This is a genomic window from Candidatus Pantoea carbekii, assembly GCF_000971765.1.
GTDB classification, from domain to species: Bacteria; Pseudomonadota; Gammaproteobacteria; order Enterobacterales; family Enterobacteriaceae; genus Pantoea_A; species Pantoea_A carbekii.
Genome location: NZ_CP010907.1, coordinates 128,289 through 144,932 on the forward strand (window position 1 = coordinate 128,289; position 16,644 = coordinate 144,932).

Below are 16,644 nucleotides of genomic sequence, written 5' to 3' on the forward strand. Positions count from 1 at the left end.
TTAATGTTATGAGTACAGATATTTTGTTTGAATACCCTCTTAATGAAAGAATGCGTACTTGGTTGCGTGTTGAATTCTTGATTAATCAATTATATGAAGTTGTACCGGTAACAAACTCAGTTTCAGTACTAAGCGTTTTCCGTATCATTAGTGATTTATTAGATATTTTTGAGCGTGGTGATATACGTACAGAACTTTTAAAAGAGTTAGAACGCCAACAACAAAAATTACGTACTTGGATCGATGTACCAAATGTGGATAGGCAACTTGTAAGTAATTTATGTAAACAATTAGAACAACAATCTAATAGCTTAAAAAATGCACCGCGCATGGGGCAATATTTGCGAGAAGATCGTATGATTTCATTGGTACGTCAACGACTTAATATTCCAGGTGGATGCTGTAGTTTTGACCTACCCAGCCTACATATTTGGTTGAATCAAGAACAATCATTACGAAATTCCCAAGTTAATAGTTGGTTAGTATCACTCCATTCCTTGAGTGATAGTTTGAATATAGTACTAGATCTTATTCGTCAGTCGGGTGTTTTTCGTAATCAAACTAGTTTAAACGGTTTTTATCAAGATCATGCTGAAGGGTTTGATTTATTACGATTACACATAACTTTGGAAAATGCTTTTTATCCACAAGTATCTGGACACAAAAGTCGGTATACTATTCGATTTCTTCCTATACATAGTGAATGCAATGAAATTCCAGCTCGTTTAAATTTTGAATTGGCCTGTTGTTAAATAATTAAGTCATTAACTTAAAAACTTTAAAAAAATAAAAATTTATTAATAATATAACAGGTTATCTCAATAACTAAATTTAATTTAAAATCAATTTTTTTATAAATAGCGAAATTTGTTCAATAATAATAATCAATTTTAATATTCGAAAATATTGAACAATAAAATAGCACATTTCAAAATGAAAGATTTATAACAAAATTTTTTTTACTATTTTTACATATAGCGCTACAGAAATAGCGCTATCTAAGCATGCATTATTAATACTCATTTTTGTGTCATTTAATTGTAAATTAAAAATAATATTATTATATATACAGTAATATGAAAAGCAAAATACTGCAAAATTCATGTCACTCAAAAAATTTTAAAGTAATTTCATGAATAGGAGTATTTTGATGATTTTTTTAAAAAAGTAATAGTGTGTATAATATCTATAAACGACCATGACATTGCTTATATTTTTTACCTGAATTACATGGACAAGAATCATTACGGCCTATTTTTTTTTCTTTTGGTTGCAATATTTTTTTATTGTTTATTTTTAAATCATTAAATTGGTGTTCAAAATTCACATTTACTGCTTCTTTTTTTACATCTAATTGTAATTTGCTTAAAGTACTAATGACTTCATATTTTAGTGACTCAAGCATGATAGAAAACATATTAAAGGATTCACGTTTGTATTCTTGTTTTGGATCTTTTTGAGCATAACCTCGTAAATGTATACCTTGACGCAGGTAGTCCATAGCTGCAAGATGTTCTTTCCAAAGCGAATCTAATGTCTGAAGCATTATACTTTTCTCTAAGTTACGCATGATTTCTGACCCAAACGTATTTTCTTTAATAGAATAATTTTTAATGGCATATTGAATAATTTGATCACATAGTTTTTCTTCATTCAAATCCATATCTAAACTCAACCATTCAGCAATTGGTAGATTAAGATCGAAATCATTCCGGAGACAGTCTTCAAGTCCTGATATATTCCACATTTCTCGAAAAGATTGTGAAGGAATATAATTATTAATAGTAGTTTTAAAAACGTCTTTTCGAATATTATTAATAGTTTCAGATATGTTAGATATAGATAATAATTCATTACGCTGGCTATAAATAGCGTGACGTTGATCGTTAGCTACATCATCGTATTCTAAAAGTTGTTTACGGATTTCAAAATTACGACTTTCAACTTTATACTGCGCATTGGAAATTGCTTTAGTTATCCATGGGTGTTCAATAGATTCACCTGGTTTCATACCTAATTTTCGCATCATATTCGACACACGATCCGATGCAAAAATACGCATTAGAGTGTCTTCCATAGACAAATAAAAACGTGATGAACCCGGATCACCTTGACGTCCTGCACGACCGCGTAGTTGATTATCTATTCGACGTGATTCATGACGTTCTGTACCAATAATATGCAAACCACCAGCAGATAAAACGTCATTATGACGTTTTTGCCATGCAATTTTAATTTTTTGAATTTTTTCTTCGGTAGGGTTTTTCAAGATGGCCATTTCTGCTTTCCAATTACCACCAAGTATAATATCCGTACCGCGACCGGCCATATTAGTAGCAATAGTTATTGCACCTGGCTGTCCAGCCTGTGCAATAATATCTGCTTCTCGAGCGTGAAATTTTGCATTTAAAACATTATGTTTAATTCCATTACGCATCAACGCATGAGAAATTAATTCAGATTTTTCAATGGAAATTGTACCAACTAAAACAGGTTGATGTCTCAAATTACACGTACGAATATCATCGATAATAGCATCAATTTTTTCTTTTTCTGTTATATAGACTAAATCGGCCATATCTTTACGTATCATTGGACAATTAGTAGGTATGACAATCGTATTCAGATTATATATAGAACTAAATTCAAGCGACTCTGTATCAGCTGTACCAGTCATACCGGCTAATTTTTCGTAAATACGAAAGTAATTCTGAAAAGTAATAGAGGCTAATGTTTGATTTTCATTGTGAATTTCTACGCCTTCTTTAGCTTCTATAGCTTGATGTAAACCATCAGACCAACGACGTCCTGGCATAATTCGCCCAGTGTGTTCATCTACAATAATTACTTCGCCATTTTTCAACACATAGTCAACATCTCGCGTAAATAACATATGAGCGCGCAGAGCTGCAGTAACATGATGCATCAACATAATATTAGTTGATGAATATAATGACTCGCTTTCTTTTATAAATTTATGTTTTAACAATAATTTTTCTACTTTAATAAGACCTCTTTCGGTCATATGTGCCTGACGTGATTTTTCATCCATCCAAAAATCGCCTTCACCGTCAGATGTTAAGGAGTTTTCTTTTTCTTGACGAACTAGAAAAGGGATAATTGTATTAATTTTGATGTATAAATCAGAGCTATCTTCCGCGGGTCCAGATATAATTAAAGGTGTACGCGCTTCATCAATAAGTATGGAGTCTACTTCATCAACTAATGCGTAATGTAATTTACGTTGTACCCGTTCTTCTACGCTAAATGCCATATTATCACGAAGATAATCAAAGCCATATTCATTATTAGTACCGTAGGTAATGTCAGCAGCATAAGCTTTACGTTTGGCTTCAACTGATATATCCGGTAGATTAATACCGACACTTAAACCAAGAAATTCGAATAAAGGTCGATTGTTTTCAGCATCGCGCTGTGCTAAATAATCATTCACTGTAACAATATGCACACCTTGTCCGCTTAATGCATTCAGATACGCAGGCAAAGTTGCAGTAAGAGTCTTGCCTTCACCAGTGCGCATTTCAGCAATGCAACGTTCGTTTAATACTATACCACCGAGCAACTGTACGTCAAAATGACGCATGTTGAATACGCGTTCACTAGCTTCACGTACTGTAGCGAAAGCTTCCGGAAGTAACTGTTTTAGATTTTCGCCGTTGAGTAAGCGCTTGCGAAACTGATAGGTTTTTTCTTTTAAAGCGCGATCTGAGAGTCGCCTAAAATCTATTTCCATATCATTAATAATATCCACAATTTTACTCATATGACGTAAAGTACGATCATTACTGCTACCAAAAACTTTGGTTAACAATTTAATTAACATGATAAATTTTTCTCAAGTTAGCAGTGATGCTTATAGACTCTGTAAATTCTACAATAAATAAGCAAAAAAACTCTTAAATATAGCTACCTACTATTAAGGTAATGACCTAATATTAAAAGCGTTCTAGTCATTAGTGTGATTTGATCAATTTATTTTTTAAATTCAATTTGAAAAATAAATTGATTACACTTAAATTCATATTTACTTAATTGTGTTGCTAAGGTGAAATTATTGATAATAAAAATACTGTTAAATTATTTTCATTTTTTTTGTTTCTATTATAATAGAAACAATCAGTTAAATCTCTTGTAAAACAACGAAAAACAGGATACATTTTCTGAAAATTTTAGAGAAAACTAGAAAGGAGTTTATGCTAAAACTAAATTAGTTGCTGTGAAAGTCAAAGGTAAATTGGCATCATCTTCGAAAGTTGCCAATTCCCACGCTTCTTGCTTTGCTAAAAGTGTTTGCAATAGTTTGTTATTTAAAGCATGCCCAGATTTAAATGCCGAAAAAGCTCCTATCATATTAAAACCACACATAAATAAATCACCAATAGCATCCAGCATTTTATGACGAACAAATTCATCTTCAAAACGTAGACCACCTTTATTTAGTACACGAAAATCATCAAGACCAATAGCACAATCCAAGCTACTACCTAAACATAAGCCTTTAGACTGTAGATATTTAATCTCTCTCATAAAACCAAAAGTACGAGCACGGCTTATTTGACGTATAAATGATTCTGCAGAGAAAGTTAATTTATAACATTGTGAACTTGAATTAATTACTGGATGTCGAAAATCGATAGTAAAATCAAGAGAAAAACCATTATAAGGTTTGATTTTTGCCCATTTATCGCCATCATTTACAAGCACTACTTGTTTAACACACATAAAATGTTTTATACTATTCATTTCTTCTATACCGGCATCCATTAACAGATAAATAAAAGGTGCTGCACTACCATCCATGATTGGAATTTCTGGTGCATCTACTTCAATAATAACATTATCTATACCTAGTCCGGCTAAAGCAGCATTTAAATGTTCTACTGTGGAAATACGTACTCCTCCATCGTTTATCAGACAAGTACTCAACGTAGTATCACGTACATATTTTGCATTAGCTTGGAAATCAACTTTTGGATTTAAATCTATGCGACGATAGACTACTCCAGTATTTACTGAAGCAGGACGTAAGGTTAAAGTGACTTTTTTGCCAGTATGTAGGCCGACACCAGTCACCTGAACCACACGTTTTAATGTCCTTTTTTTAATCATCGCATTACCTCAAATATGATTTATTCTATTCGCTATTATAAATTAAAGATTGGCAAATACGTTAATACAAAAAATCAAACTTTCTTAGCTTTAGATATTATTCTTAGTCTGCTTGCTTACGTAAAAAAGCTGGAATATCTAAATAGTCAGGTTCCTTACTAGATGTTGCAACCTGTTCTTTCATAATTTTTGGAGCTGACTTTTTTTCTTGTAATATTGGAGCACTCAGACCCTTTTTTTTGTAGCAATGATCTATAACTAGCTTAGATGTAGTAGATTGATTAGTTACTAAAGTAATTTCAGGACACTTATCTAAACCTATACCAGTAGCAACAACAGTAACACGCAATGTATCGTTCATCTCTGGATCTAAAGAAGTACCAATGACTACAGTGGCATTTTCAGAAGCAAAAGCACGAATCGTGTTACCAACATTTTCAAATTCATCGAGTTTGAGATCGAATCCAGCAGTAATATTAACTAAAACGCCTCGTGCACCTGATAGATCTATATCTTCTAGTAACGGACTAGATATTGCAATTTCAGCTGCTTCTTCAGCTCGATCTTCGCCACATGCTGCACCAGATCCCATCATGGCATAACCCATTTCTGACATAACGGTACGTACATCTGCAAAATCAACATTCATCAAACCTGGACGTGTGATTAATTCTGCGATACCTTGTACTGCACCTTTAAGAACATTATTAGCTGTACTAAAAGCATCGAGAAGAGAGATACCTCTACCCAAAACTTTTAACATTTTATCATTTGGAATAATGATCAGTGAATCAACATGTTTAGAGAGAGCCGAAATACCTTGTTCTGCAAAAGCCATTCGTTTTTTACCTTCAAAATGAAAAGGTTTAGTAACTACTGCAACTGTTAAAATATCTAGTTCTTTTGCCAATTCAGCTACTACTGGCGCAGCACCAGTACCTGTACCTCCTCCCATACCTGCAGCAATAAATACCATATCAGCTCCATCCAATGCAGAACGTAGTGCTTCACGATCTTCTTCTGCTGCAGTGCGACCAATTTCAGGATTTGCACCAGCGCCAAGCCCTTTAGTTATATTAGTACCAATTTGAATAATTTGAGCCACGGCGATTTTACGTAATGCTTGTGCATCAGTGTTTACAGCAAAAAATTCTACGCCCTCAATATGTTCACGCACCATGTGTTCTACAGCATTCCCTCCTCCACCACCAATACCGATAACTTTAATAACTGCGTCATTGCTTAACTCCATAGGTTCAAACATAATTTTCCCCCTTTACATGACTATATTCTAGTCAATAAGATACCATAATATGATAACTATGCTTATCTTTGATAAAAACTAAAATTCCTTCTTAATCCAATCGTTAAATCGCTTAAACCAGCTTCGTATTGAAGACCGTTTTTCTAATTCAGTATCAGCATTCATTTGTAACTCTTTGCCATACAATAGTAATCCTACTGCTGTTGAATAATAAGGTTTCTGCACATAATCTGTTAACCCTGTAATATTTAGTGGTTGCCCAATACGGACCTGCATCTTGAACACTTTTTGCGCACAGGCTACTAAACCTTCTATCTGTGCTGCTCCTCCAGTAAGTACGATACCAGCTGCTAAATGATATTTAGCACTTTGCTGACATAGTTGCTCTTGTATTTGTAAAATTTCATCGTTTATGAAATTTAGTAATTCAATATAACGAGCTTCAATAACTTTAGTAAGAGTTCGGCGATGAAAAATTCGAGGTGCTTGTCCAGCAAGGTTAGGTATTTCGACGTTTTCATCTTTATTTACAAGGGTTTCAATTGCATAACCATATTGTATTTTAATTGATTCAGCATCAGTGAGCGGTGTACCAAAAGCATAAGCAATATCACTAGTTACTAAATTTCCTGCATAAGGAATAACTTTAGTATGACGCAAAGCACCTCCAGTATAAATAGCTATATCCATGGTACCGCCACCGATATCAACAACACAAACTCCTAATTCACGTTCTTCTTCCGTTAAAACAGCAAAGCTAGATGCCAAACCGGAAAAAATTAGTTGCTCCACTCTTAAAGCACAACGATCAACTGCTTTGACAATATTTTTTGCCATATCGTTATGACATGTGATCAAGTGAACTTTGGCATGCATTCGTACTCCGAACAGTCCTATTGGATTCTTAATGCCTTGTTGATTATCAATAGTATACTCTTGAGGAATAACATGAAGAATACGATGTTCATCAGAGATACGCACTGATTTTGCTGTATGTACTACATTTTCCACATCATCCTGAGTAACTTCTTCGTCAGAAATCGGCACTATACCAATTTCATTTTGACAAGTAATATGTTTTCCAGATAACGCAAGATATACTGAGCAAATTTGACAATCTGCCATTAATTCGGCTTGATCGATAGCTTTCTGTACGCATTTTACGATTGACTCTAGATCAGTCACGCTTCCTTTATCCATACCGCGAGATAAGCAACTACCGATACCAATAATATTAACAATACTATCGGGTAGAATTTCTCCAATTAAGGTAGCAACCTTGGCCGTACCAACTTCGAGTCCTACTACCAGTTTTCTGTCCGTTGCCTTGATCATCTTTTCAACCTGTGTATAGATTTTATTTCTATAATTACTATGTTATGGATTTAACTACAGGAATCCAACTGACTGCAGCTCCGCAGTGATATCTAAGATCGATATAATTAATGTGTTTTTTCTTAATTTGAGCTTGGTGTTGCAATTCTGGATAAAGTTCAATAAAACGCTCTAAACGTTCTATAATGCTATATTTCCCTAAATTGATGTGAATATTATTATTTATAATTAACTTCCAGGAGCCGTTTAATGTTATTGAAGTACTCTTTAGCATTAGGCGATTCAAATAGCTATTTTTTAAAACTTCTATTATCATTTGATAACCAACTAATGCTTCTTTTTCATGCTGTTCAGGTCCGTATAGTATCGGCAACTTTTCTTTGACAAGACGATTTGTAGGGATAGAAAATGAAATACCATCCGCATCTATTAAACGCGACATATTCCAACGTACTATTGGTACAAACTCTACTAAATTGATTTTTAACCTATCAGACCGCTGTTTATTTACTCTAACATTTTTAATCCAGGGTAAAATTTTGATATTGTGTTTTATGATATTCATATTTGAAGATATGAAAGTTACTGGTAATCTGATTGACAAAATCGCATATTGGATGTCTTTATAGGTGGTGTAATGTATTTTTCCAGTTAATACTAACTTCGATAAAGGTAAATGTAATTCATTTTTTATCCACTTCGATATCACTAATCCGCTAAATAACCAACCGATAATAATTAATAAACATATCATGCCAAATAATTTACTAGTAATATTGTTATATCTACAATGTATATATTGCTGTGCTTGTGCTTGTGCTTGTGCTTGTGCTTGTGCTATAAAATTTTGTCCTCGTCGTGCTACTGCTTTAGGCATACTAATGAATAAACTCCAAAACTCTAAGATTATTTTCTAGCTATTCGTATGAAAATTTCACTACGTCTTAATCAAGATATCAAGTTTTAAACACAATCAATTTCACGTTAAGTGTTATAGTGCTATGTTATAGAATACATTTAACATATGTAGATTTATGTAATATATAGTTTAATTGTAAAATACATCTTTTATAAATTTGTTTTTCCTAATATTGTATGCAATGTATTCGAATAAACGGATTTAATATAATTGAAATATATAGATAAATTTTTTTAGCAATTACATTATTTTTATGAGCAACTTCTATGAATATTACATTGACAGTGTTTAGTAGAATATGATTAATTATCAAATATTTTTTTCATTTTTTGCCAATATGATCAGTCATTGTAAGAAGATTGTTTACAATATTAATGTTCACCTACTTCGTTCTTTTTTAAGATTTATTCGTTAGAGTTCAGTATTAAGAAACTCTATTTTCACTTTAGGCTTTAAACGTATTTTGGCTAATTTACGTGCAAGCTGGCCGATATTACCTGCTCCTTGAACGATGATTAAATCATTACCAGTTAAAAATTTTGCTAATACTACTGGTAATATATCATGTTCGGAAACTAAAATTGGATCCACTTTTCCGTATCTACGAACTGCACGACAGAGTGATTGACTATTGATTCCAGGTATAGCTGTTTCACCAGCTGAGTAAACGTCCAGCATTAGCAGTACATCAACCTGTGATAATACATTAACAAAATCATCAAATAGGTAGCAAGTACGTGTATAACGATGGGGTTGAAATATCATGACGAGTTTTCTTTCAGGCCATCCAGCCCGTGCAGCTTTAATAGTAACATCTACTTCTGTAGGATGATGGCCATAATCATCAACTAATACCGCACTGCCTAAATGACCGTTCACCACTGTAGTATCGAATTCACCAAGTACATCGAAACGGCGTCTTGTCCCTTTAAAACTTTTTAAAGCGGCTAGAATAACGTTATCACTAATGCTCTCGTCACTAGCTACTGCAACTGCGGCTGCCGCATTAAGAGCATTGTGACGACCTGGCGCGTTAAGTGTAACGTATAGTGTTGGCTTATTTTGACGAATAAGCATAAAATGTCCATTTATACCAGCTTGTTTATAGTTGCCAATACGGATATCAGCGTTATTGTCAAAGCCATATGTGGTAATTTGACGACGAATATATGGAATAAGATCTCGAATTACTGCGTCATCCACACACAATATTGCACGTCCATAGAATGGCAAATTATGTAAAAAATTAATGAACGTTTTTTTTAAGTTTTCAAAATTACCTTGATAAGCATCAATATGCTCTGCTTCAATATTAGTTACAACAACTACTATTGGCTGTAAATGCAAAAATGAAGCATCGCTTTCGTCTGCTTCTGCTATCAGATAACGGCTACTGCCAAGATGAGCATGTGTTCCAACAGATTTTACTAATCCACCATTAATGAAAGTAGGATCTAGACCACCTTGGGTGTAAATATTAGCTAACATTGCAGTTGTTGTCGTTTTCCCATGCGTTCCAGCAATTGCAATTCCATGACGAAAACGCATTAGCTCAGCAAGCATTTCGGCACGACTAATTATCGGGATACATAAATTACGTGCAGAAATTAACTCTGGATTATCTTGCGATATTGCGCTGGAAACTACAACTACACTTGCATTATTAACGTTTTCTGGATGATGGTTAAAGAAAATAATAACACCTAAAGAAAGCAAATGTTGCGTCATTGGATTGCGTTTTAGATCAGACCCGCTAATATAATAGCCTTCATTAACCAATATTTCAGCAATACCACCCATTCCAGAACCACCAATACCGACAAAATGAATATGTCGAACAAAGCGCATTTCAGGTACAATAGAACGCAATTTCGCTAATTTTTGTCTATCCATCTATCTCTGTTACCTATTTTGCTGTCTATAACTTCTAAGATACAAATCAAGCTTGTTGATTTAATAAGTCATTTTGCGATGCGTTTAATAACTTCAACTATTTTATCGGTTGAATCTAACATCGCAATTTTACGAGCTTTTTCTGCCATTGTTAATAATACGGTACGATTCCATTTGCATAGTGTAGTCACTATAGTCGCTGCATTAAAATGTGTTTGTTGAAAAATTTTTGCGGCACCTGCTCGTTCTAGTGGTAACGCATTTAAGTATTGCTGATTGTCCTTATGTCTAAATGGTACAAAAATTGCAGGTAAACCTACAGCGGCTATTTCACTCACAGTCAGTGCTCCAGAACGGCATATCACTATGTCCGTCCAAGCATAAGCCTCAGCTATATCGTCAATAAATTCAGTTATTTTATGTTGATGTTGCCCAATTATTTGATAAGCTTGTTGTACAATTTTTTTTGAATTTTTTCCAGTTTGGTGCCATAAAACGGCATTGTGGCCTAATTCTTTTGCTACCAATGGCATAGTTTGATTCAAAATATGAGAGCCTTGGCTGCCACCTAGCACTAAAATGCGCATTGGACCAGTTCGTCCACTTAAACGTTCTGCAGGTAAAGGTAAAGCTAGTATATTAGCACGTATAGGATTACCTACTACATCAGCATCAGGGAAGGCACCTGGAAATCCTTGTATTACACTATCAGCAATTTTTGCTAACCATCTATTAGTAAATCCAGGAACACTGTTTTGTTCATGCAACACAATCGGTACATTATAACTCCAAGCTGCTAAACCACTAGGACCTGAAACATATCCACCGGTACCTAATGCTACATTTGGTTTCCATTTTTTTATAATGTTATATGCTTGTCGCCATGCATTTAAAATGTTCATTGGTGCCAATATATGAGTTGTAATACTTTTGCCACGGAGGGAATTAATACAAATAAATTCAATATTGATGCCTTGTTGTGGTACTAAGTGCGCTTCCATATGATTAGCAGTGCCAATCCAACATATCTGCCAACCTTGTTTCATGAGATGCTGTGCAATCACTAGAGCCGGGAAAATGTGCCCACCGGTACCTCCGGCCATCACCATTAAACGCTTTTTAATCATCGTGTAATTCGATTACATAAATGCATTTTTGCTAAACGGGTTTCATAATCTGTACGTAATAAACATACAATAGCGGTTGCAATAATGATGAAACTTGATCCACCATAGCTAATTAGAGGAAGTGTTAAACCTTTAGTTGGCAACATCCCTGAAGCTGAACCAATATTAACCAATACCTGTAAGCTAAACCATATACCTATTGAACATGCTAAAAAACCAGAAAAATTTTGATTCATCTCTAAAGCACGTCGACCAATTGACAAAGCACGAAGAGCTACGAAACATATCATTAATAATACTAGTACTACACCAACATAACCTAACTCTTCTCCGAGAATCGAAAAAATAAAATCGGTATATGATTCTGGTAAATACTCCAATTTTTGAACTGAATTACCTAGACCTTGTCCCCATAATTGCCCTCTACCGAAAGCCATAAGTGATTGTGTTAATTGATAACCACTACCGAAGGGATCGTGCCATGGGTTCCAAAACGAGATAATACGATGAAGACGATAGGGTTTAGCAATGATGAGAGGCATTACTATTAAAATACTGGACATGATAATAATGATATATTGCCAAACTTTGGCACCTACAAGGAATAACATTACAAGAGTAGTTACAAATAAAACGATCGCAGTTCCAAAATCCGGTTCTGCCAAAAGAAGCAATGATAATAATATCATTATAGTTATTGGCTTACAAAAACCCCAAAAATTATTACGTACTTCGTCAACTTTGCGTACAAAATAACTAGCAAGATAACAGCATAATGAGAATTTTGATAATTCTCCTGGTTGAATACGAAATGGACCTAGAGGAATCCAACGTGATGCACCATTTACTGCAATCCCTATAATTAATACAAAAATAAGCATAAAAACTGATAAGATAAGCATTATATTGCTATAACGTTGCCAAAAATGCATTGGTAAACGTAATGTAATAATCACTATACTAAAAGCTATTGCAATATACAAAATATGACGTTTGGTAAAATAAAAGGGATCTTCGTTCAAATGCTCACTGGTAGGCATGGAAGCTGACGTTATCATAATTAATCCAATAATAGTTAAACCAAAAGTAAGCAATAGCAAAGTTCGATCATATAATACTACCGATACGTTATTATGTTTACATACATTCTTAATCCAATGTTTAAAACATAGAGGTAAAAGATGCGCAATATGTATCTTACTGATTCTCATTAACCTAACTCCTTTGCTAGTTTTGTAAATATATCCCCTCTTTGTTCGAAATTTTGGAATTGATCGAAGCTAGCACAAGCTGGTGATAACAAAACTATGTCTCCGGATTTTACTTGCAACGCTACTTGTTCCATAGCTTGTTGAAGCGTTTCAGTAAGTGTAGTAATTTCTGGCCTCAACTGAGCTAATATATGACCATCAATGCCAAAGCAAAATAATCTTAAATATTCTACCTGTAAATATTCTTTTAATGATTTAAAATCCGTTCCTTTTCCTTCTCCACCTAATAGAAGCCATAATACACCCTTCTTTATACGTAATGCTTTTAAAGCAGCGTGAGTACTACTAACATTGGTGGCTTTAGAATCGTTAATCCAACGAACACCATTAGCTTGGTGTACTAATTGAAAACGATGTGGTAAACCAGAAAAATTAGCTAACGCTGATAGACTAAAAGTACGTGGAATAGAAGCAGCATCCGCTAACGCCAATGCGGCTAGGGCATTAACATAGTTATGATAGCCTATTAATTTTAATTTTTTAGTATTAATAACTTTTTTGCCTTTTATCTGTAGCCAGATGTTTTCTCCTTGCTGTGTCAGGCAATAATCTCCAGTATTGATACCGAAACTGATGTAAGACTTATTGATACTATTTGTTGGTATAGTCATATTATCGTTAGCATTAAAAATACATACTTCAGCATGTTTATAAATGCGTAGCTTAGCAGAACGATATTGTTGTAAATCTTGTGAATATCGATCCATATGATCTTCTTGAATATTTAATATAGTTGCTACCATAGGTTTTAAACTATAAGTTGTTTGTAGTTGAAAACTGGAAAGTTCTAATACATAAAGGTTTGATACAGAATTAAATTCTAATAATTTTAAAATAGGTAATCCAATGTTTCCACCTACGCTCACCGACCAATTTGCAGCTCGTGCCATTTCGCTTAATAGCATCGTAACAGTGCTTTTTCCATTAGAACCAGTAATTGCAACAATCGGTGCGTTTACTTCACGACAAAATAATTCAATATCACCTATTAACTCGATACCTGATTGATTAATTTCTTGAAATATTGGATCAATCAACGCAATTCCAGGACTCACAATAACTAGATCGCTTGTTAGCAACCAACGTCTATTGATTCCACCGCAATAAAATTCTATATTTTTCGGCAATTTTTTCAAACCCGGCGGTGACATACGAGTGTCCATAATGCGTGGTATCACACCTTTAGCTAAAAAAAAATCAACACATGAAAGACCTGTTAACCCCATTCCAATAATAACAACTTTTTTGCCTTTATAATCAGCCATATTAACGTAACTTAAGTGTCGTTAAACCCATTAATACGAATAGGAACGAAATAATTCCAAAACGTGTAATTAAACGCGGTTCTGGACAACCTTTCAATTCGTAATGGTGGTGAAGAGGTGCCATACGAAAAATTCGTTGACCACGAAGCTTAAATGATACTACTTGCATAATCACGGACAAAGTTTCAAGCACAAATATACCGCCCATTATTGCTAATAAGCATTCTTGACGTAAAAGTACGGCTAGCATTCCTAAAGCGCCGCCTAATGCTAATGAACCTACGTCACCCATAAATAATTGCGCTGGATAAGTATTAAACCATAAAAAACCTAGTCCTGATCCGACAATTGCAGTACAGACAATCATTAATTCACTAGCGTAATGCAAATAAGGAATATGTAAATTTTGAGAACATTGTAAATTACCAGTTAACCAGGCTACTAATGCTAAACCAGTCGCGACAAATACTGTAGACAGAATTGCAAGACCATCAAGACCATCAGTCAAGTTAACAGCATTACCGCTACCAACAATCACAAAATAGGTTAATAGAATATAAAATAATCCTAATTGAGGCATAATATTTTTACAAAACGGTATAACCAATTGCGTTGCAGCCGTATCTTTACCTGTGAAATATAGTCCAAAAGATATACCAAACGTAATGATAGACATCCAAAAGTATTTCCAGTAAGCAGTAAGACCTCTAGTATTTCCACGTACTATTTTACGATAATCATCAAAAAAACCAATAACACCAAAACTAATGAGAATAATTAGTACATACCAAATATACGGATTAGCAAGATAAGCCCATGTTAATACGGATACAGTAATGGATATTAGAATCATAAGTCCACCCATAGTTGGTGTGGCAAGTTTGTTAAAATGCGACTGAGGACCGTCGTAACGTACAATCTGATAAATCTGTCGTTTCTGTAACCAAACGATTAAATGTGGTCCTATCCATAAAGAAATAAAGAATGCAGTTAACAAACTTAAAAAAGCACGAAAAATTAAATATGACAATATGTTACAGTCTGAATACAAAGAGACTAAAGATTTTGCTAACCAAACTAGCATATTCTCTTCTCCTGTAAACTTTGTACTATCTGATTCATATTGGTATTACGTGAACCTTTAATTAAGATAGTAATTTTTTGATGTTCAGATAGTAAAGTCCACAAATGTTTAATTAAAGCTGATTTTTGAGTAAAATGTTGACCTTTTTCACTAATATCACTGATTATTTGACTTAATTTCCCAATACTTAATACACAATCAATATGTGAATTTTTAACTATTTTTCCAATTTGCGCATGGTATGATTCAGCTTTTTTGCCTAATTCCAACATATCTGCGACTACTAAGACACAAAAACCAGTTGTATCGCTTAGTATTTGAATAGCAGCAAGCATAGAAGAGACATTAGCGTTATAACTATCATCAAGCAGTAATTTATTATCTGCTAAATAAATGGGATAAAGACGTCCATAAATCGGCTTTAGCATTTTAAAAGCACTCTGAATAGCGATCAATGGTGCATCTACTGACATAGCAAGTGCTGATGCAGCTAGTGCATTACTAACGTTATGGTAACCAACTAGCGGTATTTCAATAGAAATGTTGCCACGAGGTGTATGTAACATAAACTGGGTAGTATTGGTACTCATAGTAATATTACTTGCACGAAATTCAGCATCGGTCATTTCATTTAACGAAAAACGCCATAGCTTTTTATTAGCTAATTGTAATTTCCATTTAGTCAAATCGTTACTTTCAGCATTAATAATGCTAGTGCCATTTTCTAATAAACCACTAAAAATTTCACTTTTAGCACTTGACACACCAGTCAGAGAACCGAAACCTTCTAAATGTGCTTCTGATAAATTATTAATCAATGCACTTTCCGGGCGAACTAAATTAGTAGTATAAGCAATTTCGCCGTGATGATTAGCACCAATCTCAATAACCGCGTAATCATGCGTTTCATTAAGAGACATCAATGTGATAGGAACACCAATGTGGTTATTTAAATTGTCTACCGTAGATACGGTTTCTCCACATTGACGTAAAATCATTGCTGTCATCTCTTTTACAGAAGTTTTCCCTGATGAACCTGTTAGCGCCACTACACGTGCTTTCGCTTGTTGACGTACCCAGGAACCTAATTGGCCAAGAGCAAAATTTGTGTCATATACTACAACTTGTGAAACGTCAACTGGTAGAAATTTATTTGCTAGTATTGCATGCGCACCCTTGACTATTGCATCGAATGCAAAGTTATTCCCATTAAAATATTCACCAATCAATGCAATAAATAGGCTTCCTTTTGTAACTTTACGACTATCTATTGTAACGTTTTTAATAATTAAATTAGAACCATATAATTTTCCACCACTAATTTTTGCCAATGTTTTAAGGGAAATGGGAATCATA

The 16,644-nt window shown here is 34.0% G+C and carries 12 protein-coding genes; 1 reads left to right on the forward strand and 11 read right to left on the reverse strand.

What is annotated here, in order from left to right; all coding sequences use genetic code 11:
• The first annotated feature begins 8 nt into the window (after positions 1 to 8).
• Positions 9 to 752 (forward strand): cell division protein ZapD, encoded by a 744-nt coding sequence (gene zapD, locus BMSBPS_RS00465; RefSeq protein WP_022564458.1) that lies wholly within the window; start codon positions 9 to 11, stop codon positions 750 to 752.
• A gap of 434 nt (positions 753 to 1,186) precedes the next feature.
• Here zapD and secA read toward each other — a convergent pair whose 3' ends face one another.
• The 11 genes from secA to murF form a co-directional block, all read right to left on the reverse strand.
• A complete protein-coding gene (secA, locus tag BMSBPS_RS00470; RefSeq protein ID WP_022564459.1) occupies positions 1,187 to 3,844 on the reverse strand; it encodes a preprotein translocase subunit SecA in 2,658 nt (885 codons plus the stop codon).
• A 368-nt stretch (positions 3,845 to 4,212) separates the two neighbouring features.
• Entirely contained in the window at positions 4,213 to 5,130 is a 918-nt protein-coding gene (gene lpxC, locus BMSBPS_RS00475) for a UDP-3-O-acyl-N-acetylglucosamine deacetylase (RefSeq protein ID WP_022564460.1), read from the reverse strand.
• Positions 5,131 to 5,233: 103 nt separating this feature from the next.
• Positions 5,234 to 6,394 (reverse strand): cell division protein FtsZ, encoded by a 1,161-nt coding sequence (gene ftsZ / locus BMSBPS_RS00480; protein ID WP_022564461.1) that lies wholly within the window; start codon positions 6,392 to 6,394, stop codon positions 5,234 to 5,236.
• Between the two features lie 78 nt (positions 6,395 to 6,472).
• Entirely contained in the window at positions 6,473 to 7,729 is a 1,257-nt protein-coding gene (gene ftsA, locus BMSBPS_RS00485; protein ID WP_022564462.1) for a cell division protein FtsA, read from the reverse strand.
• A gap of 37 nt (positions 7,730 to 7,766) precedes the next feature.
• A complete protein-coding gene (locus BMSBPS_RS00490) occupies positions 7,767 to 8,606 on the reverse strand; it encodes a cell division protein FtsQ/DivIB (protein ID WP_052719889.1) in 840 nt (279 codons plus the stop codon).
• 453 nt (positions 8,607 to 9,059) lie between these two features.
• Complete coding sequence (gene murC, locus BMSBPS_RS00495) at positions 9,060 to 10,541, reverse strand: UDP-N-acetylmuramate--L-alanine ligase (protein WP_022564464.1); 1,482 nt, start codon at positions 10,539 to 10,541, stop codon at positions 9,060 to 9,062.
• Between the two features lie 68 nt (positions 10,542 to 10,609).
• The gene (gene murG / locus BMSBPS_RS00500; RefSeq protein WP_022564465.1) at positions 10,610 to 11,668 is read right to left on the reverse strand and encodes an undecaprenyldiphospho-muramoylpentapeptide beta-N-acetylglucosaminyltransferase; all 1,059 of its coding nucleotides are present in this window, start codon (positions 11,666 to 11,668) and stop codon (positions 10,610 to 10,612) included.
• Positions 11,665 to 12,879 carry a cell division protein FtsW gene (gene ftsW / locus BMSBPS_RS00505; RefSeq protein ID WP_046201060.1) on the reverse strand — a complete coding sequence of 405 codons (1,215 nt, stop codon included), beginning with the start codon at positions 12,877 to 12,879 and terminating at the stop codon, positions 11,665 to 11,667. The genes murG and ftsW overlap by 4 nt, the downstream gene beginning before the upstream one ends.
• Positions 12,879 to 14,204: a UDP-N-acetylmuramoyl-L-alanine--D-glutamate ligase gene (gene murD, locus BMSBPS_RS00510; RefSeq protein WP_022564467.1), complete on the reverse strand. Its 1,326-nt coding sequence runs from the start codon at positions 14,202 to 14,204 to the stop codon at positions 12,879 to 12,881. Before murD ends, ftsW begins: the two co-directional genes overlap by 1 nt.
• 1 nt (position 14,205) lies before the next feature.
• Positions 14,206 to 15,288: a phospho-N-acetylmuramoyl-pentapeptide-transferase gene (gene mraY / locus BMSBPS_RS00515; RefSeq protein ID WP_022564468.1), complete on the reverse strand. Its 1,083-nt coding sequence runs from the start codon at positions 15,286 to 15,288 to the stop codon at positions 14,206 to 14,208.
• Positions 15,282 to 16,643 (reverse strand): UDP-N-acetylmuramoyl-tripeptide--D-alanyl-D-alanine ligase, encoded by a 1,362-nt coding sequence (gene murF / locus BMSBPS_RS00520; protein ID WP_022564469.1) that lies wholly within the window; start codon positions 16,641 to 16,643, stop codon positions 15,282 to 15,284. Before murF ends, mraY begins: the two co-directional genes overlap by 7 nt.
• Position 16,644: the final 1 nt, after the last annotated feature.